Genomic DNA, 20,972 nt, shown 5'->3' with positions numbered 1-20,972 from the left:
TCCCCGCGGCCGGCTTCGCTGGAGCTTTTTTCTTAGGGGCAGGTTTAGCGGCTGCCTTGGAGGTCGTCGACTTGCTGCCCGCCGCTTTCTTCATGTGCTCGTGCTCCTCAAATTCTTGCAGCCTCCCGCCGGAACTACCCCTTCGGTCCTAAATCTCTGATTTCATCGGGCGGGTCAGCAATGATTCGATTGCAGCATCGATTGTTATCTCGCCCGATACAATATCGAGTACGGCTTGGCAGATCGGCATTTGCACATCGAATTTGCTTGCCAACCGACCGACGGCCTCGGCGGTGTAGATGCCTTCGGTGACGGCGCGACGTTGACCGAGGATGGCCTCAAGATTTTGGCCTTCGCCCAGCGCCCGTCCCAAGGACATGTTGCGTGACTTTGGACTTCCGCAGGTGAGGATCAGGTCGCCAAGCCCCGACAAGCCCATGAGTGTTTCGGACCGAGCACTCATCGCTTCGCCCAGGCGGCGCAACTCAGCGAAACCACGCGCGATCAGCGCGGCATGCGCGCTGGCGCCAAGCTGTTTGCCATCGACGATGCCGGCTGCAATGGCCAGAACATTTTTGATGGCCCCGCCGAGCTGCACACCAATGACATCGGACGACCAATAGATGCGCAGGTTGCGATAGCCCAAGCCTTCGGCGAGGGAGCGGCCGATCTCCTCGTCCGCACAGGCCAGGGTCACCGCCGCGGGCAGTCCCCGCGCGACATCTGCGGCGAAGCTTGGACCGGAAAGGATTGCAGGCAACGCACCGGGCAGAGCTTCGGCCAAAACGTCGCCCATCAACTTGCCACTGCTGCGCTCAATACCCTTGGCACAGATCACAGCCGGGCGGCCTGCAGAAAAATGCGGGCTGAGTTCGCTCGCAACGGCACGGAGATTTTGTGCGGGCGGTACGAGCAGCACGACGTCCTGGGCGGCGATATCGGCCATCTTGCCCGTCGCGCGGATCCCGGGCTCCAAACTTACGCCGGGAAGATAGTTCCGATTCAGATGGTGCTCGTTGATCTCGCGAATGGTGTCGGGTTCATAGGCCCATAGGACGACGTTGCGTCCTGCTAAAGCCAGGGTTTGCGCCAGCGCCGTTCCCCAGGCGCCGCCTCCGACGATGCCCACGCTCGAGACTTGCATAAGCTCTCCTTAAAAGTACGGCGTGATCGCATTCGGATCTCCACCAAAACTGTGACCGAGCAGGTCTATCATGCCGCGGCACGGCAATCACGCCTTGACGCCGGCCCCAATCGCACGCGGTGCCGTCGCATCCAGCGGCCAGCGCGGATGTACCTTGGCATCTAGCGGAGAGGCTAGTCCGCGGGCCAAACGCTCCGCGCCTGCCCATGCGATCATCGCGGCATTGTCGCCGCAAAGTTCTACGGGAGGAACATGAAAACGGCTGCCGCGACTTTCGGCCAGATCCCGGAGTGTCTGACGCAAGGCCTGGTTTGCAGCCACGCCCCCGGCCACGACAAAGTCCGCGACCGGTTCGCCTAGCATCTCAGCCGCCAGATCGAAGGCGCGACCGCAACGGTCCGCGACGCTTGCCAATACCGCTGCTTCAAATCCGGCGCAAAGGTCGTTGACGTCGTTGTCGCTCAATGGAGCATGTTGAAGTGCGCGCTGGCGCACCGCTGTTTTGAGGCCCGCGAAGGAAAAATGCGCTTCCTCGCGCCCGAGCATAGGGCGCGGCATGACGAAACGTGATGCGTCTCCTTGCTTCGCCGCCTTTTCCACGGAGGGGCCGCCCGGCTGAGGTAGGCCCAAGAGTTTCGCCGTCTTGTCGAACGCCTCACCCAGCGCGTCGTCGATGGTTGTGCCGAGACGCGTGTAGTGGTCGACACCATGAACCAGCAGCAACTGCGTATGCCCACCAGAGACGAGCAAGAGAAGATAGGGCGGGTCCAATCCATCCGTCAGACCGACAGTGAGCGCATGGGCTTCGAGGTGATTGACAGTAACGAGCGGGATGCCTCGAACCAAAGCAATCGTTTTTGCCGTGACGACACCGACTATGAGGCCCCCGATAAGCCCTGGGCCCGCAGCAGCGGACACGGCATCGATGCGCTCAAAGCCGATACCTGCTTCCGCCATAGCATCGCGGATCAACTCATCCAAACATTCCGCATGGGCCCGCGCCGCGATTTCTGGAACCACGCCCCCGAACGGGCGATGACTATCCCACTGCGAACGGACAATGCTCGATAAGATGCGACCGCGACCCGCGGAATCGCGCGCAACGACAGCCGCCGCTGTCTCATCACAGCTCGTTTCGATCCCGAGTATTATTGTCTCATGTGCCATCTCACTGGGCGACATGCGTTTTTTTCCTGACTAATTCATGCATTATCGAGGCTTGGCCCATGCACATATTTGCGTTGGCGTGCTTAGCGCGCCAATACTGTCGCGCCATTTCGTCTTCCACCTCCGCCTATCACTGGGGAGCGCGCACTTGCAACAAAAGACAATCAAAATCGGGACCCGCGGGTCGCCGCTTGCTTTGGCGCAAGCGCATGAGGTACGGGCTCGCTTGATGGCCGCTCATGGTCTGGCGGAAGACCAATTCGCAATCGTCGTCATTAAAACTTCGGGCGATCAGGTCGTCGGCTCACTGGCTGATGTCGGCGGCAAGGGGTTGTTTACCAAGGAGATCGAAGAAGCTCTTCTCGGTGAGGAGATCGATCTTGCCGTGCACTCCATGAAGGACATGGCCACCACTCTCCCAGCCGGCTTGACGATTTCGGCCATGCTTCCGCGCGAGGATGTTCGCGACGCATTTATCAGTTTGGCCTACCCGTCTCTGGACGCCGTGCCCGCCGGCGGGCGTATCGGAACCTCGTCGTTACGGCGACAAGCTCAGGTCAAGCTTCGGCGGCCGGATCTTGAGGTCATCGGCTTTCGTGGCAACGTGCAAACACGCCTGAAGAAGCTCGCCGATGGTGTCGCCGACGCGACGTTTCTTGCCTGCGCCGGTTTAAGGCGGTTGGGCCTGACAGATCAGATCACGGCATCGATTGAGACGGACGTTATGCTCCCTGCCGTGGCGCAGGCTGCCATCGGCATCGAAATCCGGGCTGGCGACGAAGACAACAATGCGCTTACGGGCGTTCTCAATGATGAGCGGACGGCTCTTTGTGTGACCGCCGAACGCGCGTTTCTAAGGATCCTGGACGGATCGTGCCGCACACCTATCGCGGGTCTCGCTGAATTCGACGGGGATGTTTTGCGCTTACGCGGACAAATCCTGTCGCCGGATGGGGCTCGGGAGTTCTCGACGGTCAAATCCGGGTCGCCCGCAAGCGCTATTCGGCTCGGCGAGGACGCGGCGCGGGAACTGCTTGATCGCGCGGGGCCTGGATTTCTCAGTTCGTCCCCAGCATCGGCGACGTGACACGCAATGCGTATTCTCGTGACGCGGCCTGAGGCAGATTGTGAAGACATGCGGCGGGCTCTGACGGCGGCAGGGCACTCTGTCGTCATTTCACCTCTTGTCACTATCCTATCCGAGCCAATTCCAGATATTCGCGCCGATGACATCGCGGCGCTCGTCATCACGAGCCAAAACGCACTAAGAGCGCTTGCCGGCAATCCTCAGCTGGAGCACCTCACCAGTGTGAAGACGTTCGTCGTCGGACCGCGGACGTTCGCGATGGCCCGTGAACTGGGATTTCGGCATATTATCGAGGGTCCCGGAACAGGCGCCGAACTGGCCGAACTTCTCAAGGATCACGGTCTTCCAGCGGACGGACGGATCGTGCATTTGGCCGGCAATAAACTCGCGTTTAATTTTGCTCAGGCTTTTTCCGAACTCGGTTACCGGGCGGAAACCATACGATGTTACCGGTCTGAGCCCGCTACAGGGTTCACAGCCGAAGCCGAAGAGGCAATTCGGCAAGGACAAGTCGATCTCGTCACATTGTTGTCGCCGCAAACGGCGAACACTTTCGTGAGATTGATCAAATCGACCGGGTTGGAGGTGGAAGCACGCTCGCTGTCTTATGCCTGTATTTCGGAGGCGACCTGCAAGTTCCTGGTGGATGAAGGTTGGTCATGCACGCACGTCGCGGCAAAGCCGAATAACCAAGAAGTGCTTGCACTCGTTAACCGGATAGCGGCACAATTCCAGCAGTAACAAGCAAAGCCCCTTAAACTCGCGGACGAAGAAAATATGCGGTTGTCGGCGGGGAGCGTCCCGGGCCGGCATTCGACGCGGGCGGTCGATGCGTTGGAGGTTCGTTCGTTCCATGACTACGAAGAAAGATGAACCAGGCAAGGATCCCATCCGGCCTGGTGAAACGGCTGGCGGTAAGAAGCCTGTCGCGACTATTGATCTGAAGGCGACTGAGGTCGGCGGCAGCAAGAGCCAAACATCGGCCGAAGGTGCGAAGCCTGCGGACGCCAAGGCCTCTTCGGAGAAGCCATCGCCAGACAAGACAACTGCCAGTGCGACGGCGTCTTCAAGCGCAGGCGCATCGTCCGGCGGCGCGAAGCCCACTGAGACCGCCAGCAGCGGCAAGAGCGTACCGCCTTCCGACGCAAAGAAGCCGGACGCTAAAGAGAGCAAGCCGAACGAGACGCGCACAGAACGGCCCCGGTCTGGCGGCGGATTTCTTTCGCATCTGACAGCCGGTATCGTCGGCGGCTTTTTGGCTCTTCTTGGTGCTGACATGCTCGGGCCGCAGATTCCGCCAATCGCGGATAAGCTCGGGCTGCCGAGCGCGGCGCACAAAACGTCCGAGACAACTGCCGAAATTGAGCGTCGCTTGGCCGCTCTTGAGAAGGCAACGAAGAGCGAAGACGTTACGTCACGCCTCGCCGCGACGGACAGCCGGATCGATGCTCTGGAAGATTTGAAGAAGTCCGTCAGTGCTCTGCAGGAAACGCAGAGTGGATTGGCGCAGAAGGCCGAAGCGCTCGATGCGAAACTGCAGGCTGCTCCGGAAGGCACCGTTCCAGAAGCGCGGCTCACAAAACTTGAGCAGCAGCTTGATACGCTCGTGTCGTCGGCAGGAGACGGCAACACCAATGGGCTGCCACAGCTCGCTGCACTCTCGGGCCGCCTTTCAGATCTCGAGACGAGCCTCGGCAATCAGATCGCGGCTCTCCGGGAAAGCGTAGGCCAGGACGTCGACAAACGTGTCGCGGGCATTGCTGAAGTCAGCGAGTCGGCCCGGTCTGGAACGCAACGACTGGATAGGCAGGTCGCAACGGTTACCACCGAAGCCGCACGACTGGGCCAGCGTCTTGAAGCGTTGAAAGCCGATAACACCCGTATCACCGATACGCTGCGGGTTGTCCAGGAAGAGACGGGCGCTATCCGCAGTCAGCTCGATGCATTTACCGGCGACGTCAATCAGAAGCTTTCCAAGCTGACGACGGCCGAGGACGTTTCCTCGGCAATCAAACCTGTTGAAGCTCAGATCTCAAACCTTTCCGACAAAGTCTCCGGTGTGGTTTCAGCTGAGAAGGATCGCCAGGCGAATGCGCAGCGGATTGTACTATCGCTCGAGCTTGCCAACCTGAAACGGGCCGTTGACCGTGGTGAAGGTTATGCTGGCGAGCTGGCGGAAGTCCGCAAGGCTTCGACAGGGGTTCTCGACCTGAAAGCCCTTGAACCCTACGAGACGGCTGGTGTTCCGACGCTCAAAGAACTCGAGGATACGTTCCGGCCGGTCGCAAACGATATCATCGACGCCGCCGCCGTTCCCGAAGACGGTTCGGTCCTTGATCAGCTCATTGCCGGGGCCCGCTCCGTCGTGCGCGTCCGTAAGGTCAATCATGACCCCAGCGATCAAAGCGTCGAAGCGATTGTGGGCCGCATCAGCACGGCGCTCTCGGCCGGTCGGCTTGGGGAAGTGTTGAAGGAAGCTGCCAAGTTGCCCTATCCCGCGCATGACCGCGCCGCTGAATGGATCAAGACCGTCGAGGCCCGACACGCCGTCGATCAGGCGCTCGGCGTCATTGAAGGCCAGCTCAAGGCTTCGATCAGTGGGGCTTCCGCGCCCTCTGACGCTAACGCCAACTAGAGGTCGTTTCGCTCATGGTGCGTTTGTTTTTGTTTCTGGGCGTTGTGGTGGTCATTGCGACAGGTCTTGCCTGGCTCGCTGACCGGCCAGGCAATCTCGTCATCAACTGGCAAGGCTACTTGATCGAGACGAGCGTGTTTCGCGCCGTAGTGCTGCTTGCACTCCTCATCGGCCTCGTGTTGTTCGCTTGGTCATTGCTCCGCAATCTCTGGGGAAGCCCGGCAGCGCTGGGCAGTTTCCTCAATCGCCGGCGTCAAAAGCGCGGGCTTGATGCGCTGTCGAGCGGCATGATCGCTATCGGTGCGGGCGACCGTGCCATGGCCACGCGCTATGCGATCCAGGCGCGCAAGTCGCTTCCGAGCGAACCGCTCACGCATCTCCTGCGGGCGCAGGCGGCGCAGCTTTCCGGCGACCGCGCCACAGCGCGCCGCATCTACGAAGCGATGCTCGGTTCGCCAGACACCGAGCAGCTCGGACTTCGTGGTCTCTTTTTGGAGGCCGAACGGGAAGGCGAGACGGAAGCCGCCAAGCAGTTCGCGGAACGCGCCGTGCATCTCAACGCCGCGCTGAGCTGGCCGGTCGATGCTCTCTTCGATCTGCAGTGCAAGGATGCGGACTGGGCGGGCGCGCTTGAAACGCTGGCGATTGCGCGCAAAAACGGACAAATCGAGAAGGCCAGCGCCAACCGACGCCGTGCCGTTCTGCTCACAGCGCAGGCGCAGAAGGCCGAAGACGGCGATCCAGAACGCGCTTTGGCGTGGGCGTTGGAAGCGCATAGCCTAGCCCCCAATCTTGTGCCCGCCGCGGCTATCGCGGGTCGGCTCCTAGCATCACGCGGCAACACACCCCGTGCCACCAAGGTTATCCAAACGACCTGGCAGAAAGCGCCCCATCCTGATCTCGCGACCGCCTACGCCTACGCGCGGCTCGGCGACAGTCCGCGCGACCGGCTTGACCGTGTGAAGAAGCTGGCCGCGCTCAATCCTTATTCTCTGGAAAGTCCGATTGCCGTCGCGGTCGCTGCGATCGAGGCCAAAGATTACGACTCGGCCCGTCAGGCCCTCGAGCCGCTGCTTGAGAACCGGCTGACGCAACGCGTCTGCACTCTCATGGCGAAGATCGAAGGCGAGCAGCACGGCGATAAGGGCCGCGTACGCGAATGGCTGGCCCGGGCGGTGAACGCGCAACGTGATCCGGCCTGGACGGCCGACGGCGTTGTGTCCGACAACTGGGCGCCCGTGTCGCCGGTGACCGGCGCGCTTGACGCCTTCCAGTGGCGGGTGCCCGTCGAGACGGTCGACAAAGCGAGCGAAGAACTTCTTGCGCAAAAGCTCGAAGAGCTGGTCGCGCTGGGGGCTACCCCCGTTCAGCCAGCTGCCGCTGTACCGGTGCCAACCACACCTGCGCCAGTTGCTCCCGCTAAGACGAGCCCGGTCGCGGATGCTGACGTGATCGAAGATGACGGCGACGCGCGCACCGGCAAGACTGCTGTCGCGCCCGCTGGCTCTCAGAGCTCCTCCGGAGCCGCCAGTACGTCGTCGTCCGCCACTCCGCCCGCGACCGATCCCTCCAAGACAGCTGACGTCAAGCCGCGCGACGCAAAGATGTCAGCGGCGGTCCACAGCGAAGAAGCCTCGGTGAAAGTGACAACGGCTCGGCAACCGACGGCTGGCAATTCGGCGTCGGGGGCCCAGGCGGAGCCCAACATCTTCGTTTCGCCGCGTGCGCCGGACGATCCCGGTCCGCCTCCAGAGAAGGAGGCCACGGCGCGCCGTCTCAATTGAGCGGCGCGTCTTGGTCGCCGTCAGGCGCGGCAAAGCAACGCTTTCAGCCGCGTCTGTCACTTTGGCCACGGGCTATGCGCTTGATGGACAAGGCCGATCGTTCTCAGATGCCGGTACAAAAGGTCGTTTCGGAACTTGCAAACCGGACGCAATGGCGCTATGTCGAGCGCCACGCTGATACATGGTAAGCCGCTTTAGCTCAGCTGGTAGAGCACATCATTCGTAATGATGGGGTCGGGTGTTCAAGTCACCCAAGCGGCACCATTTAATTTCCAAAAATCGATGACTTGGAGAGCCGTCGCAAGCTTTAAAGCTGCTGCGCGCTGGGGCTACGGTCTGGCAGAGATCACATCGTCAAAGCGATCCAAGTTTGAGATCAGAGTATACTGGAAGCACTCAGCCCCATAGTCGAGGCGCGCTTGGCCCTGAAAGTCCGCTGGCACGACAGTTTCCAGAAGGACCGTGCCGAAACTCTTGCGGGAAGGTGCACGACAAGGAGGTCCGTCGGCTTCCGCCCAGTGGAAATGAAACATCCGTCCTTCGGCCACATCTTGCTCTAGGGCCCAAGAAATCAGAACCCTGCCGCTGTCTGTCGATAGCGCCCCATGCTTTACGGCATTCGTCGCGAGCTCATTTACAGCGAGGGCCATCGAAAGTGCCTGCCGTTCGGGAAGTTTGACGAGAGGGCCAGATACTTCGAAGCGCTCTCGATCTGGAACGTGGGGTTCCAGCGCGGTCCAGATGATGTCACTGACGGTCGCAGATGGGTTCGTTGTTGACGTTAAAAGACTATGCGTCTTGGCCAGCGCCTGCAGCCGGTTAGAGAGTGATCGTGCCGCAGTTTCGAGCGAGTCGCTGTTGCGAAGAGTTTGCCCGGCAATCGCAGAGACCATCGCGAGCGAATTTCGGATACGGTGCGCCAGCTCAGAATTGCGAACATCGGCAAGTCGCTCTGCTTCAACCTTGCCTGTCGTCTCGATGACAGTGTCAAGCATGCCGACGACTTGGCCGGCCTCATCCAGGATCGGGCTATAACAAAACGTAAAGTAACACTGCTCGGGATAACCAAAACGATCGATTACGAGTGGAAAATCCTCGATAAACGTCGACTCGCCCTGAAAGGCTTTATCGCAAATCGGTTGGATATTTTCCCAGACCTCGGCCCAAACTTCGCGAAAAGATCTCCCGAGAGCTTCCGGCTTGTCGCCAAGGATGGGCTTGAAGGCGTCGTTATAAATTGTCGTGAGCTGAGATCCCCAAGCGATGCATTTGGGAAAGTCCGAATGAATCATCATTCCGACGGCAATTTTTAGTGCCGTCGGCCAGGATTCCATCGGCCCAAGTTCGGTTCTACTCCAATCAAACGATTGTATGAGAGACGCCATTGGGCTGTTCGGCCTTGAAAACGCGCAACGTCTCTCCTGAACCACTGGTTCCTCACACATCACCTCGGACATCGTAGCTAAGCCGGGGTCTCACTCTCATTGAGACCGACAAATGGCGGATAGAGGTTGCTTCAGCTAGCGAACATGAGCGTCATTTGCCATAGGCACACCCGAGTACAAGCATTTTTATCTGCCTTTGGTTCCCAGGGTCTTTCCGCGGTCGTAGGCGGCATCTGCTAAGTTTCCAACTTAGGATTTGAGCTGAGGATCTTTCATTCCGATCACGATTTGTATATGCTCTTCTCTCGCGCCTCCGAGGGAGGTCGCGCCCGCCACCCTTGGGAAGCGCGGCTTAAGAGGAAGTTCGCGGGCCCGCGGTTTTGGCCATCTGATCGCGACCAACACGCCGCGATCTCAAAGCTGCAGCGTCTCGGGACGGCGCAGGTCCTGGGTATCGGGGGCGGCAGGGCGGCGGCCAGAGATGATCTCCCAGGCGGCATTGATCTGCTTGAGGCGCAGTTCGCGCTCCTTGCGATCTGCCTCATTCTCGGCATGGTCAGGGTGCCAGCTCATACGCAGACCATCGACGATTTTCTTGATCGAGGCCGGGCTCGAGTCGCCTCGTACCCCCATGCCTAAGACACGAAGCGCGTCGGCGTGCGACTGCGGGATCGCGTTCCCCCAGGCCGGAGCTGCGGCCTGTGTCGCGCGGCGCGGTGCCGAAGCGGGACGGCGTGCTGATCGCTGTTCGGGGATCGGAGCGGTCAACGCTGACGGCTCAGCCAACGTCGGCTCACTTCGCGCTGGCGCGCTCACGCCCGGCATTCCAGGCGCTGGCGGGACCGGAGGTTGCCGCGGAGGGGCACTCAACGTCGGTTCCGGTGTTCCCAAGCCCGGTTCGGGCGCTACGCCCTTTTCCAACGACACCGAAGATAAATCGTGGGACATTTCCTCCGGCCTAGTACTACCGCTCCGGCGAGACATCGTGAGTCCAACCATAAGGATTGCCAGTAGCCCTACCGAGATAACAACAACAGCCAACGCGCCAGGCTCACCCTGAAAGACGCGGGCGAGCAGTCCAGCGGGTGCGGCTTCCGGCGTTGTCTCTACAGGATCCAGAGGCGCGCGCGTAGAGGTTTGAGGTGTCGCGGTGGTGGTCGTTTCCGGCAGAACGGGTTCTGGCTTCGAGGCGGTCGCGGTTGGACTTTCGGATTTCGCAGTCGCGTTGCCATCGGTCGATTGTCCAGTTGCCGGAGCCGCGGGTTGCATACCCGGGGCCTGCGTCTCAGTAGCCGCTGATTTCGTCGCCTTCAGTGCGGAGGGTTCGGAACTCGATGCCGGCCGGTTTATGATGGTCGGCGCGTTCGCCGTCCCGGCGGGCTTGGCTGGTGAAGGAGGGGCGACCAGCACCGGCGGGGCCTCAGCCAGATCAATTCGCTCCGGCTCTTGGCCGTTTGTATTTTGCGCTCTCGCGCGCCGTTCGGAGGCGTCAAGACGTGGCGGCAGGGGCGGCGGTTCGGCCCACGTGATCTGAGGTTCGCTCTGCGTTGTGGTGCGTGCGCTATCCGAAGGCTCAGACGGCTCCAGGCTCAAACCTTCCGCTGGCGGTGCGACCTTGAAAGGAATGTCGTCCGGCCTTGACCTTGTGGGACGCGCAGCACTGCGCGGGCCTTCGGCAAGAACCGGTGGCAGGTCTCTTTCAGCGCGACGAGCCTCGTAGCCGCCCACCTGCGGTTCCCGTCCCGCCATGGCGGGACCGCGATCATCGGCGACAAAGATGGCATCGAGCCCGAACTTCGGCGCGAAACCATAGGGCATGCTCACGATGGCTGGCGGCAACTGAGCGCGTTTGCGAGCGCAGAACGGACCACGACCACCAAACGGGCGGCCATCTTCGGGGCGCCACGCGCATGGGTCGTCCGGCGACATACTCCACCAACTCGGCATGCGGATCTTCAGTGTGCCGTTTTCCACCCACGCGTTTCTTTCGCGATCGGCTGCTGCGACGACCTCGGTCCACGGTACGCGGTCACCGCCACAATCGACGTCAAAACGATGGATCTGCCATCTGCGGCATTGCGAGGAGTCAGCCGGGGAGCAGGCGGTGAAGTTGCGTTGCTCACGACGAGAGAGAATACGATGGCCCTCGTCTGCGGAGGGTCTGAGAACCACCTCGCCGCCGATCACTGAACACCGATAGGGCATCACCAACAGCTCGCTGGCGCGCGCGGCTGTCGCAGCGACGGCAAGCGCAGCGGTGACGAGCAGACAAAGACCGCCTGTTTTCAGAGCCCGCATTATTTCAGATCCCGATCGAATATGACTTTCCAGCCGATCGCCACAATGGTGCGTAGTTCGACTCAATTCGACCCTGACGTTGGCAGCTTTGTGACCGTGCGGGAGAAGATGCGCGCTAAACTTTTGGCACTTTCAGAAAAAGCCCCGAACCTCAGGGCTTTGCGCCTCATTAAACTCATGAGTAACAATATGTTACTCGGAGTCTGCAGACTGAATTTGCGGCTAAAAGGTTACGTCTAACGATTTCGTCAGGACGAGTTTAATGCCTTGGAATAGTCAAATTAATTTTGCGAAACGGCGATTTGTGCCCTCAACAATCCAGCGTGTTCCGACGCTCCCAGTCGGTTAATTGGCTGGTGTATGCGTTCCACTCGGCGGCGCGCAATTTTGTATAAGCGGTCACAAATTCCGGGCCGAGGGTGTTTGCGACGAGTTCTGAGGACTCCAACGCACGCAGGGCATCAAGCAGATTGAGCGGCAGCCGCTTAACATCCCCCACGAGATGACCATCCGTATACATATTGAAATCACAACGCGTGCCGGGGTCGCGCTCGTGCTTGATGCCATCCAGTCCGGCGGCCAGCACGGCAGCCTGCAACAGGTAAGGATTGGCAGCTCCATCGGCGAGACGCAGCTCAAACCGTCCGGGCTCCGGAATGCGGATCATGTGCGTGCGGTTGTTGCCGGTATAGGTGACCGAATTGGGCGCCCAAGTTGCGCCGGATGTCGTGCGCGGCGCATTGATCCGCTTATATGAGTTCACCGTGGGATTGGTGATCGCACAGATCGCGTCGGCATGATGGATCACACCGCCGATGAAATGATAGCCGAGGCGCGACAGGCCGAGCTCATCTGACGAGTCAGAAAAGAGATTTTTGCCGTCTCGCCACAGCGAGACGTGTGTGTGGCAGCCGCTGCCCGTCAAATTCGCAAAGGGCTTGGGCATGAACGTCGCGCGTAGCCCGTACTTTTCAGCGATCGATTTGACCATGTACTTGAAGAACACATGACGGTCTGCAGTCTTGAGCGCGTCATCGAACTGCCAGTTCATTTCAAACTGGCCATTGGCATCTTCATGATCGTTCTGATACGGCTGCCAGCCAAGGGACAACATCGCATTGCAGATTTCCGTCACGACCTCGTAGCGACGCATGAGCGCCATTTGATCGTAACAAGGTTTGTCCTGAATATCGCCGCCGTCTGCGATCGTGTCGCCGTCTGGATTGACGACAAAGAACTCGCATTCAACGCCCGTCTTTATCCGGTAGCCTGCGTCTTGAGCTTCTTTAAGCAGCCTGCAGAGGATGTTGCGTGGAGCCTGTTCGACGGACTTTTCGTTCATCTTGAGGTTGGCGGCTAACCAGCCAACCTGTGGTTTCCAGGGCAGCTGTACGAGCGTCGATGGATCTGGCACCGCGAACAAGTCAGCATCAGCAGGGCTCATATCAAGCCATGTAGCGAAACCTGCAAAGCCCGCACCGTTTTTTGCCATTTCATCGATGGCAGCAGCAGGGACGAGCTTCGCGCGTTGCGCTCCAAAAAGATCAGTGAAAGAAACTAGAAAATACTCGATGCCCAGCATCTCGGCTTTTTTAGAAAGAGCCATCGCGTCGGACGCAGGCGGCGATTTACCCGTCAATGAATGCAGCATCTAACTCTCCTCCGAGCTAAATTCACGTCGACATCTTCACCGCCCCTCGACGCCGGGAATCCAGTCCGTGCCCGCAAGGGGTACGCCAGCCATTGCGGCCGATTCCACAGTAAGAGCAACAAGGTCCTCAGGTTCAAGATTATGGATGTGACTCTTGCCACACGCGCGGGCAATGATCTGCGTTTCCATCGTCAGGACGGAAAGGTAGTTCGCGAGCTGTTGTCCAGCCCTAACCGGATCGAGACGCTGCATCAGCTCGGGCTCTTGGGTTGTAATCCCTGCGGGATCGCGTCCCTCATGCCAATCGTCGTAAGCACCGGCAGTTGTCCCTAGCTTTTGGTATTCGGCCTCAAGCGCTGGATCGTTATCGCCGATGGCGATGAGCGCTGCCGTTCCGATCGCGACGGCATCGGCACCGAGTGCGAGCGCTTTCGCAACGTCCGCACCGGATCTGATGCCACCTGATACGATCAACTGCACCTTGCGATGCTGCCCGAGTTCCTGGAGTGCGCGCACGGATTGACGGATAGCGGCCAGGGTAGGGATTCCAACGTGTTCGATAAAAACTTCCTGCGTCGCTGCAGTGCCTCCCTGCATGCCATCGACAACAACGACATCGGCTCCAGACTTTACAGCCAGCGCGGTGTCATAATACGGTCGTGAGGCGCCGACCTTTACGTAGATTGGTTTCTGCCAATCCGTGATCTCACGCAATTCTTCGATCTTGATCTCAAGATCATCTGGACCTGTCCAATCCGGATGACGGCAAGCTGAGCGCTGATCAATTCCTTCGGGGAGTGTCCGCATCTGCGCTACGCGCGGCGATATCTTCTGTCCCAAGAGCATACCACCGCCGCCGGGCTTCGCGCCTTGGCCAATCACGACTTCTATAGCGTCGGCTTTACGTAAGTCGTCCGGATTCATGCCGTAGCGAGACGGCAAATATTGATAGACGAGTATGTCGGAGTGACCGCGCTCTTCGGGGGTCATGCCGCCGTCGCCCGTGGTCGTAGATGTGCCGACCGCAGAGGCGCCGCGTCCCAGCGCCTCTTTCGCCGGCCCAGATAAAGAGCCGAAGCTCATGCCGGCGATCGTGACGGGAATCTTGAGTTCGATAGGCTTCTTTGCAAAGCGGGTTCCGAGCACAACCTCGGTCCCACACTTCTCACGATAGCCTTCCAATGGATATCGACTGATGGACGCGCCGAGAAAGAGCAGATCATCAAAATTCGGGACCCTGCGTTTCGCGCCAGCACCGCGAATATCGTAGATGCCGGTGGCCGCCGCTCTGCGAATTTCAGCGATAGAAGCGTCGTCGAACGTCGCCGACTTTCGCGGAACCGTGCGTGGGATCCTGAAATGTTCGTTCACGACCCGGCCCTCAATAACTGGAAATATTGTCGATATGGAAATGATAGAGTTGGCGCGCCGATCCGTATCGCCGGAACGATGAGACATCCACTTCCCCGGCGATCCCAGCGCTTTCGAGCTCTTTGAACAACTGCGCCTTGTGCTCGTCGCGCATTTCTTTCTCGATGCAATCGGCGCCGAGGCTCGCAACACTGCCGCGCACATACAAACGCGCTTCGTAGATGGAGTCCCCCAACGCTTCGCCGGCATCGCCAAGCACCGTCAACGTTCCGGCCTGTGCCATGAAAGCCGACATGTGCCCAACAGAACCCTTAACGAGGATATTGACGCCTTTCATTGAAATTCCGCATCGCGCCGATGCGTTGCCGTCAATAATGAGGTTTCCACCTATGCCGGTGGCTCCGGCGGACTGGCTCACGTCACCACGGACATGAACACGGCCAGAGACGATATTTTCGGCGACGCCGACACCCGCATTGCCTTCCACTGTTACGTCAGCGCGCTTGTTCATCCCCGCGCAATAGTAGCCGACGTGGCCGTTTATCGTGACGGAGATCGGTAGATCGAGGCCGACAGCTATGGCATGGCGCCCGCGCGGATTCTCAACTCTCCAGAACTTCTCATTGGTATCCTCGTTTAGAGAATGCAGCTTCTGATTCAGCTCTCTTACGGTTGATGTTCTCAGATCGAAAACACGCTCGCTGTCCAAGGTCGATTCCGCTCGGTTGGGCGCAACGGCCAGTGATGATTGCATAACAGGCTTCTCCGTCTGGCGGTTGCGTCGCCTTGCCTAGTTCCCTCTTTGCCAGAAATAGGCGTGCGCGGGCTTAGGTTCCCAGACGTGGGCCTTCTCGATATCGGGCAAATCAACGAGCACCCGGTATTCCGAACCGAACGCGACGTAATCGTCAGTCTCCGCCATGACGGCGGGCTTGCAAGCGATAGGATCACGCAGAACACCAAAGCCGCTCTCGGTGCCGACGACAAAGGTGTAGAACCCATCCAGGTCGCCGAGGCCGGCCTCGAGAGCCTGTCCCAATGTGTCACCTTCGCTGAGGCGGTTTGAAATGTAAGCCGCGGCGACTTCGGTATCATTTTGCGTCGCGAACGAAATACCTTTGAGGCCCAATTGTCTTCGTAGTCCGCAATGGTTGGACAACGAACCGTTATGGACGAGGCATTGATCGACGCCTGTCGTGAAGGGATGTGCTCCTGCGGTCGTCACTGCACTTTCGGTTGCCATGCGCGTATGGCCAATGCCATGCGTTCCTTTCATTTCCTTAAGCGAAAAACGCCGTGCGACGTCCGCCGGCAATCCGACTTCTTTGTAAATCTCCATGCGATGCCCTGTACCGACGACCTTTACTTCAGGCGCTACACGCGCGAGCACCTCCACCACTTTGCTTTGCTCGTTTTTGGAAACCGTCAGGACTGCATGGGTATCACGGGGGATCATTTCGCGGACTTCTAGCCCCTCGTCCTTCAAGGAGGGCGCGATAGCTATGAAATCTGTTCCGACGGGCGCGCGGAGTGTCAGCTTGATAGCGTGCGCCTGCGGCGAACCGTAGACAGCGAACCCCGCAGAATCCGGTCCACGATCCGTCATTGTCTCAAGCATATTGGCGAGTAGCGCGCCGAACTCAGGCTCTAGCCTTGGTGCCTTCAGAAAGAGACCAACAATTCCACACATGCGCGTACCTTTGAAATTATGCGCATACACAGTATATGGGATTGCACTTACAGTCAATCCCTGAGAACTTTTTGTTCTTTAGGGGAAACATCCATCAGCGTCGACTGTAGATGATGATGGATAGATAGGTGATGTCTGGAGCCAGCAAATCTTGCGGACCATGGAGGGCACCAGAGTCAAACAAGATGGAATCGCCGGGTTTCAGGTGATAGGTGCGATCCGCGTGTGCGTAGATCACTTCACCAGTCAACATGTAGATGAATTCCACGCCTTCATGCTCAAACCCCGTATAGGGTTCGGCGCCCGCGCTAAGCCGTATAAAGTAGGGCTCTACGACCGTGTCGCCCGCTGGGGATCTGCCGAGAAGTTCGTAGTGATGGCCGATCTTTGTGCCTCGACGCTGAATCGCGACGCCTTTGCCTGCCTGGACAAATGAGCACTCGCGCTGTTCGTCGTGCGAGGAAAATAATGACGACAACGGCATGTTCAGGGCGTTTGCAATCGACTGCAGCGAGGAAAGGGACGGCGAAATCTGGCCATTCTCGATCTTCGAGAGCATCCCTGTTGAGATGCCGGCAGCGCTCGAAAGTTCGGCAACCGTCAAGTCAGAGATTTTGCGATTTCGGCGTACCTGGCTCCCGATCGACTTTTCGAGGGTCCGCACAGATTGCGTCGGCGCGCCTGACGCCGTTTTAAGGCCATCGACCTCGAGCGGCGTGTTCGTCGCACTCTCAAGTGTCGTGTCGTCTGTTTTTACCGTTCCCTTTACTTTCGCCATTAAATCCAGCCCGATGGAGAACAATTCCAGTACGTCTGGTTAGGGCAACGCTCAGTATTTCGCAAGACTTACCGCAGCTTTGCGGTTTTTTGAGCCTACAATAAACTATCACTATTTTGATACTCAGCGCTTGCACGCTCCATCCAGCGCCACAGGCTATCTGCATAGGTGCGGGGGACCGCCAGTTCAAAGGTCGGCTTCTCATCCGTTTGCCAAATGTGCATACCGACATGTGAAATCGCCGTCGCGGCGGCGTCACCAGTCGTAAACACGCGCGGATGCAGATCGATAGAGACACCCTTGGCCAGAAGGTCGCGTGCGCGACGTCCAGACACCGCAACTATAGCGCGAGCATCGCTGTGGTCGACGACGGCAGCATAGCCACCAAAGTCGGCCCGCATGATTTGTTCCAGATCAGGAACAGCCGCGACGTCGGACATCAACAACCATTGGTGCCGACCGGCCCACACGACAGCTAAGCCATCTTTTTCGACGCGAGCCGGCTTCATCGGCAGATCCAGGCCGTAGACCGCGCGAAACGCCAAAACGAGCGATTCCGTTTCTCTTTCCCGAGCCGTTATCCCAACGATCTGCACGTTCTCACGCGCGACGATCCTAACCTGATCCGCACGCTCGATAGACGGCGCGGGGAACGCGGGCAAAGTTATCAATTGATCAACCACGCAGCTTCTCTCCACTGGGATCGAAAAACTCCGGGGAGACGACCTTGGCCAGGATGTCACGCCCACGCACGGGATCACAAACGCCGACAATCTCTCCCACTCGTTCAGGGCCCCTCTTCAACAGGCCGAGTGCGATTGTGTGCCCCAGTATGGGGGAAAACGCGGCTGAGGTGACGTGGCCTTCATCGTTTGCAGCCGTTCGGTGCGCCTTCTGCGGCAGAAGATGTGCACCAGCAGAAATTTTGTGTTTGGGATTGATGGGGCGCAACCCGACAAGCCTGGGGCGATCAGGATCCATAAGACCACTCCGGCTGCCCAGCGTGCGGCCAATAAAATCCTTACGGTCCGACATCATGCGCCCCAGACCTAGATCGTATGCTGTGGTCGTGCCGTTCATTTCTGCCGCGCCGAGATGGCCTTTCTCAATGCGCATGACGCCCATGGCTTCGGTGCCATAGGCGGTTCCGTCGAACTCTTCGGTGGCCGTCATGAGCCGACGGATGAGGGCATCGCCGTATCGGCTTGGCACTGCGATCTCGTAAGCGCGCTCGCCGGAAAACGAGAGTCTAAACAAACGCGCCTTGAGGCCTCCGCAAATGGCCACCTCGCCCGCAGCCATGTAAGGGAACGCGGCATCGGAAATATCGAATTCGGAATCGACAATCTTACGCAGCAGGTCACGAGACTTTGGGCCCGCCATAGAGAACTGGGCCCACTGGTCAGTAACGGGTGCTAGCTGAACATCCAAGTCCGGCCACAGGCACTGACGGCAGAACTCAAGATGCTGAAGAACCTTGGCCGCGTTGCCTGTTGTCGTGGTCATAAGGAAGTGATGCTCGCCCAACCGCGCGGTGGTGCCATCATCCAGAACCATACCGTCTTCGCGCAGCATGACGCCGTAGCGCGCTCGGCCCACAGCGAGCGAGCCCCAGCTATTGATGTAGACGCTCTCCAAAAACTTTATGGCGTCGCGTCCCTGGACATCGATTTTGCCGAGCGTCGAGACATCACAGATGCCAACGGCGTTTCGCGTGGTGTCCACTTCACGAAAGACCGTTTCCTGCCAGTCTCTTTCTCCGGGTCTCGGAAAGTACTGGGGGCGCAGCCATAGGCCAGCCTGCGTGAAGACAGCACCTTGTTCGCGCGCCCATTGGTAGGACGGCGGCAGACGCTCCGGCTTAAAATCCCGACCTCGATGCGCGCCGCCCAAAGCTCCTATTGCGACAGGCGTATAGGGTGGACGCGCCGTCGTCGTGCCGACCGCCGGTATGGTGCTCTCAGTCAATGCCGCCATGATTGCCAGAGCGTTTACGTTGGACGTCTTACCCTGGTCCGTCCCCATGCCGAGGGTGGTGTATCGCTTGAGGTGTTCGACCGCCGCGAAGCCTTCCCGATGCGCCAACACGACATCGTCTGTTGTGACGTCATGCTGAAAATCAACGAAGGCTTTGCCCTTCGTTTCAGGCACGCGCCATAGCGGTGCAATGCTCGAGGCTTCGGGTGTCGTGGAATAGGATCGTGCTTCAACGGCGGGACGTCCGGCTTCATGGGCCGCTTCGATTCCGAGTTGCGCGCCAGAAGCGAGCGCTTCGGCCAAGGTGAGCAATCCGTTCGCCGCGCCTGCGACGGCCATTCCCGGCGGCAACGCGCTCGGTACGAACGCGGCTATCGTTTCGTTCCAATGCGGACGCGCGTTGAGATGTGTTGCCAGTTGGAGATTGGGATTCCACCCCCCTGACATGGCGATCAGATCGCAAGGCAGGTTGCGAATTTCGCCGTCGGCCGTTCTCACCGTTGCGCCGGTGATGTGGCGCGTGCCGGTGGTGGTCTCAACATGTCCACCGAGTATCGCGTCAACGCCGGCTTCGGAGAGTACCGCCAGAACGGCGGGAGACAGCTCTTTGCGCGAGTCGACATAGGCGACGACCTCCGCACCTGCGCGCTGAATGTCCGCAATCGTTGTGATCGCGTCATCGTTGTTGGCAAAAACAGCCGCACGGCGCCCTGGAACGACACCAAACCGGTTGATGTAGGTGCGCACGGCTCCTGCCAACATGACGCCGGGTCGGTCGTTTTCGCCGAACACCATTGGCCGCTCAGTAGCGCCGGATGCGAGGACGACACGCTTGGCAATGATCCGCCACAAACGTTGCCGAGGTTGGTGTTGCGGCGGGACCGGAAGATGATCGCTGACGCGCTCCAGCGCACCATAGGTTCGGCCATCGTAAACGCCGAAGACAGTGGTGCGGGTCAGCACCCGGACTTCGTTGGTCGAACGCAGCTTCTCTTGGGCGTGTTTCGCCCACACCGCTGACGGCATCTCGTCGATGGTGCGTTTTTCGGCCAGGCAGCGACCGCCGAGTTCGGGGTTTTCGTCTGCGATGATGACGCGCGCCCCCGCGCTCGCCGCAGACAAAGCTGCGGCCAGTCCAGCAGGGCCACCGCCGATCACGAGCACATCGCAATGCGCCGTGACCTTGTCGTAGCTGTCAGGGTCAGCCTCGCTCGCGGCGCGGCCCAAGCCTGCAGCACGCCGGATCACCGGCTCATATAGTTTCTCCCAAAACGCGGCCGGCCACATAAAGGTCTTGTAATAGAACCCAGCGGACAGGACCGAACCGGCGAGCTGGTTGATGGACAAGACGTCGAAAGCGAGCGACGGCCAACGGTTCTGGCTCGATGCCTCCAGGCCATCGTACAGCTCCACCGTCGTTGCCTTGGTGTTGGGTTCGCGTCGGTTGCCAGTCCGTAGCTCAACCAGTGCGTTCGGCTCCTCCGAACCGGCTGACAGAATTCCCCGCGGGCGATGATACTTGAACGAGCGGCCAACAAGCCGAACACCGTTCGCAAGCAATGCCGAGGCTAGCGTATCGCCAGGATGGCCTTCGTAGATGCGCCCGTCGAATGTGAAGGTAATTGTACGCGTGGTATCGATCGATCCCATGCCCGGGACGCGAAACGATTGCGACGCCTCCTTGCTTGCACCACGCTCCGACATCAGGACCGCTCCCCATCAGCGGCTGCCCCCTCGGGCGCACCGCCGTCAACCGCGCGGCACGTTGCATATATCTCGTGGGTTCGGGTATCGCGCTCAGCGACAATCCACGTGCGGCACCCCAGGCTGTGATACCAGAGTTCGCGGTGGAAACCGCTCGGGTTCGTGCGCTCGTAAACGTAGGCGATGAACTTCGCGGCAGCCTCCTCGTCCTGCGGGTCAGGCCGGCGAAGGTCAGCGTCACCGTAGTAAACAAACTCATCAAGGCTACGCTCCCCGCAGCAGGGGCAATTGATCCGCATGG

Annotated in this window: 16 protein-coding genes and 1 tRNA gene; 5 read left to right on the top strand and 12 right to left on the bottom strand. The window is 59.5% G+C overall.

The window, feature by feature from the left end; all coding sequences use genetic code 11:
• Nucleotides 1-148: 148 nt before the first annotated feature.
• On the bottom strand, nt 149-1,144 hold the full coding sequence (locus tag YBN1229_RS05375) for an NAD(P)H-dependent glycerol-3-phosphate dehydrogenase (protein WP_046477290.1): 996 nt from the start codon (nt 1,142-1,144) through the stop codon (nt 149-151).
• Nucleotides 1,145-1,231: 87 nt separating this feature from the next.
• Nucleotides 1,232-2,293 (bottom strand): tRNA (adenosine(37)-N6)-threonylcarbamoyltransferase complex transferase subunit TsaD, encoded by a 1,062-nt coding sequence (gene tsaD / locus YBN1229_RS05370; RefSeq protein WP_046480008.1) that lies wholly within the window; start codon nt 2,291-2,293, stop codon nt 1,232-1,234.
• 166 nt (nt 2,294-2,459) lie between these two features.
• On the opposite strand from tsaD, the gene hemC reads away from it, so the two are divergent.
• From hemC to YBN1229_RS05340, 5 genes are all read left to right on the top strand, one after another.
• Nucleotides 2,460-3,398 (top strand): hydroxymethylbilane synthase, encoded by a 939-nt coding sequence (gene hemC, locus YBN1229_RS05365; protein ID WP_046477289.1) that lies wholly within the window; start codon nt 2,460-2,462, stop codon nt 3,396-3,398.
• Nucleotides 3,399-3,404: 6 nt separating this feature from the next.
• Entirely contained in the window at nt 3,405-4,139 is a 735-nt protein-coding gene (locus YBN1229_RS05360) for a uroporphyrinogen-III synthase (RefSeq protein WP_046477288.1), read from the top strand.
• 112 nt (nt 4,140-4,251) lie between these two features.
• Nucleotides 4,252-6,033, top strand: a complete 1,782-nt coding sequence (locus YBN1229_RS05355; RefSeq protein ID WP_046477287.1) for a hypothetical protein — start codon at nt 4,252-4,254, stop codon at nt 6,031-6,033.
• Between the two features lie 14 nt (nt 6,034-6,047).
• Nucleotides 6,048-7,817, top strand: coding sequence for a heme biosynthesis protein HemY (locus YBN1229_RS05350; RefSeq protein ID WP_046477286.1), 1,770 nt, complete (start codon nt 6,048-6,050; stop codon nt 7,815-7,817).
• Between the two features lie 188 nt (nt 7,818-8,005).
• A tRNA-Thr gene (locus tag YBN1229_RS05340) sits at nt 8,006-8,081 on the top strand.
• A 65-nt stretch (nt 8,082-8,146) separates the two neighbouring features.
• Here the strand turns inward: YBN1229_RS05340 and YBN1229_RS05335 are convergent.
• From YBN1229_RS05335 to YBN1229_RS05285, 10 genes are all read right to left on the bottom strand, one after another.
• On the bottom strand, nt 8,147-9,202 hold the full coding sequence (locus YBN1229_RS05335) for a sensor histidine kinase (RefSeq protein ID WP_046477284.1): 1,056 nt from the start codon (nt 9,200-9,202) through the stop codon (nt 8,147-8,149).
• Between the two features lie 414 nt (nt 9,203-9,616).
• Nucleotides 9,617-11,500: a J domain-containing protein gene (locus YBN1229_RS05330; protein WP_046477283.1), complete on the bottom strand. Its 1,884-nt coding sequence runs from the start codon at nt 11,498-11,500 to the stop codon at nt 9,617-9,619.
• A gap of 310 nt (nt 11,501-11,810) precedes the next feature.
• Nucleotides 11,811-13,106, bottom strand: coding sequence for a type III glutamate--ammonia ligase (gene glnT / locus YBN1229_RS05320; RefSeq protein WP_046480007.1), 1,296 nt, complete (start codon nt 13,104-13,106; stop codon nt 11,811-11,813).
• Between the two features lie 81 nt (nt 13,107-13,187).
• Nucleotides 13,188-14,609 carry an FMN-binding glutamate synthase family protein gene (locus tag YBN1229_RS05315; protein ID WP_197540884.1) on the bottom strand — a complete coding sequence of 474 codons (1,422 nt, stop codon included), beginning with the start codon at nt 14,607-14,609 and terminating at the stop codon, nt 13,188-13,190.
• Complete coding sequence (locus YBN1229_RS05310; RefSeq protein ID WP_082101028.1) at nt 14,533-15,276, bottom strand: protein glxC; 744 nt, start codon at nt 15,274-15,276, stop codon at nt 14,533-14,535. Before YBN1229_RS05310 ends, YBN1229_RS05315 begins: the two co-directional genes overlap by 77 nt.
• Nucleotides 15,277-15,312: 36 nt before the next feature.
• On the bottom strand, nt 15,313-16,212 hold the full coding sequence (locus YBN1229_RS05305; RefSeq protein ID WP_046477280.1) for a class II glutamine amidotransferase: 900 nt from the start codon (nt 16,210-16,212) through the stop codon (nt 15,313-15,315).
• 94 nt (nt 16,213-16,306) lie between these two features.
• Nucleotides 16,307-16,990: a helix-turn-helix domain-containing protein gene (locus YBN1229_RS05300; protein WP_046477279.1), complete on the bottom strand. Its 684-nt coding sequence runs from the start codon at nt 16,988-16,990 to the stop codon at nt 16,307-16,309.
• A gap of 95 nt (nt 16,991-17,085) precedes the next feature.
• Nucleotides 17,086-17,673 carry a sarcosine oxidase subunit gamma gene (locus tag YBN1229_RS05295; protein WP_052743722.1) on the bottom strand — a complete coding sequence of 196 codons (588 nt, stop codon included), beginning with the start codon at nt 17,671-17,673 and terminating at the stop codon, nt 17,086-17,088.
• Nucleotides 17,666-20,671 carry a sarcosine oxidase subunit alpha family protein gene (locus tag YBN1229_RS05290; protein WP_046477278.1) on the bottom strand — a complete coding sequence of 1,002 codons (3,006 nt, stop codon included), beginning with the start codon at nt 20,669-20,671 and terminating at the stop codon, nt 17,666-17,668. Before YBN1229_RS05290 ends, YBN1229_RS05295 begins: the two co-directional genes overlap by 8 nt.
• Entirely contained in the window at nt 20,671-20,970 is a 300-nt protein-coding gene (locus YBN1229_RS05285; protein ID WP_046477277.1) for a sarcosine oxidase subunit delta, read from the bottom strand. The genes YBN1229_RS05290 and YBN1229_RS05285 overlap by 1 nt, the downstream gene beginning before the upstream one ends.
• Between the last annotated feature and the right edge of the window lie 2 nt (nt 20,971-20,972).

It is taken from the genome of Candidatus Filomicrobium marinum (genome assembly GCF_000981545.1).
Lineage (GTDB): Bacteria > Pseudomonadota > Alphaproteobacteria > Rhizobiales > Hyphomicrobiaceae > Filomicrobium > Filomicrobium insigne.
This window is presented reverse-complemented; position numbering and strand designations above follow the sequence as displayed.

Bases quoted from the DNA above. Each gene is read 5' to 3' on its own strand.
- YBN1229_RS05375 (WP_046477290.1), bottom strand. From the start codon at position 1,144: ATGCAAGTCTCGAGCGTGGGCATCGTCGGAGGCGGCGCCTGGGGAACG.
- YBN1229_RS05360 (WP_046477288.1), top strand. From the start codon at position 3,405: ATGCGTATTCTCGTGACGCGGCCTGAGGCAGATTGTGAAGACATGCGG.
- YBN1229_RS05355 (WP_046477287.1), top strand. From the start codon at position 4,252: ATGACTACGAAGAAAGATGAACCAGGCAAGGATCCCATCCGGCCTGGT.
- YBN1229_RS05350 (WP_046477286.1), top strand. From the start codon at position 6,048: ATGGTGCGTTTGTTTTTGTTTCTGGGCGTTGTGGTGGTCATTGCGACA.
- YBN1229_RS05335 (WP_046477284.1), bottom strand. From the start codon at position 9,202: ATGGCGTCTCTCATACAATCGTTTGATTGGAGTAGAACCGAACTTGGG.
- YBN1229_RS05330 (WP_046477283.1), bottom strand. From the start codon at position 11,500: ATGCGGGCTCTGAAAACAGGCGGTCTTTGTCTGCTCGTCACCGCTGCG.
- glnT (WP_046480007.1), bottom strand. From the start codon at position 13,106: ATGGCTCTTTCTAAAAAAGCCGAGATGCTGGGCATCGAGTATTTTCTA.
- YBN1229_RS05315 (WP_197540884.1), bottom strand. From the start codon at position 14,609: ATGTCTCATCGTTCCGGCGATACGGATCGGCGCGCCAACTCTATCATT.
- YBN1229_RS05310 (WP_082101028.1), bottom strand. From the start codon at position 15,276: ATGCAATCATCACTGGCCGTTGCGCCCAACCGAGCGGAATCGACCTTG.
- YBN1229_RS05305 (WP_046477280.1), bottom strand. From the start codon at position 16,212: ATGTGTGGAATTGTTGGTCTCTTTCTGAAGGCACCAAGGCTAGAGCCT.
- YBN1229_RS05300 (WP_046477279.1), bottom strand. From the start codon at position 16,990: ATGGCGAAAGTAAAGGGAACGGTAAAAACAGACGACACGACACTTGAG.
- YBN1229_RS05290 (WP_046477278.1), bottom strand. From the start codon at position 20,671: ATGTCGGAGCGTGGTGCAAGCAAGGAGGCGTCGCAATCGTTTCGCGTC.
- YBN1229_RS05285 (WP_046477277.1), bottom strand. From the start codon at position 20,970: ATGCGGATCAATTGCCCCTGCTGCGGGGAGCGTAGCCTTGATGAGTTT.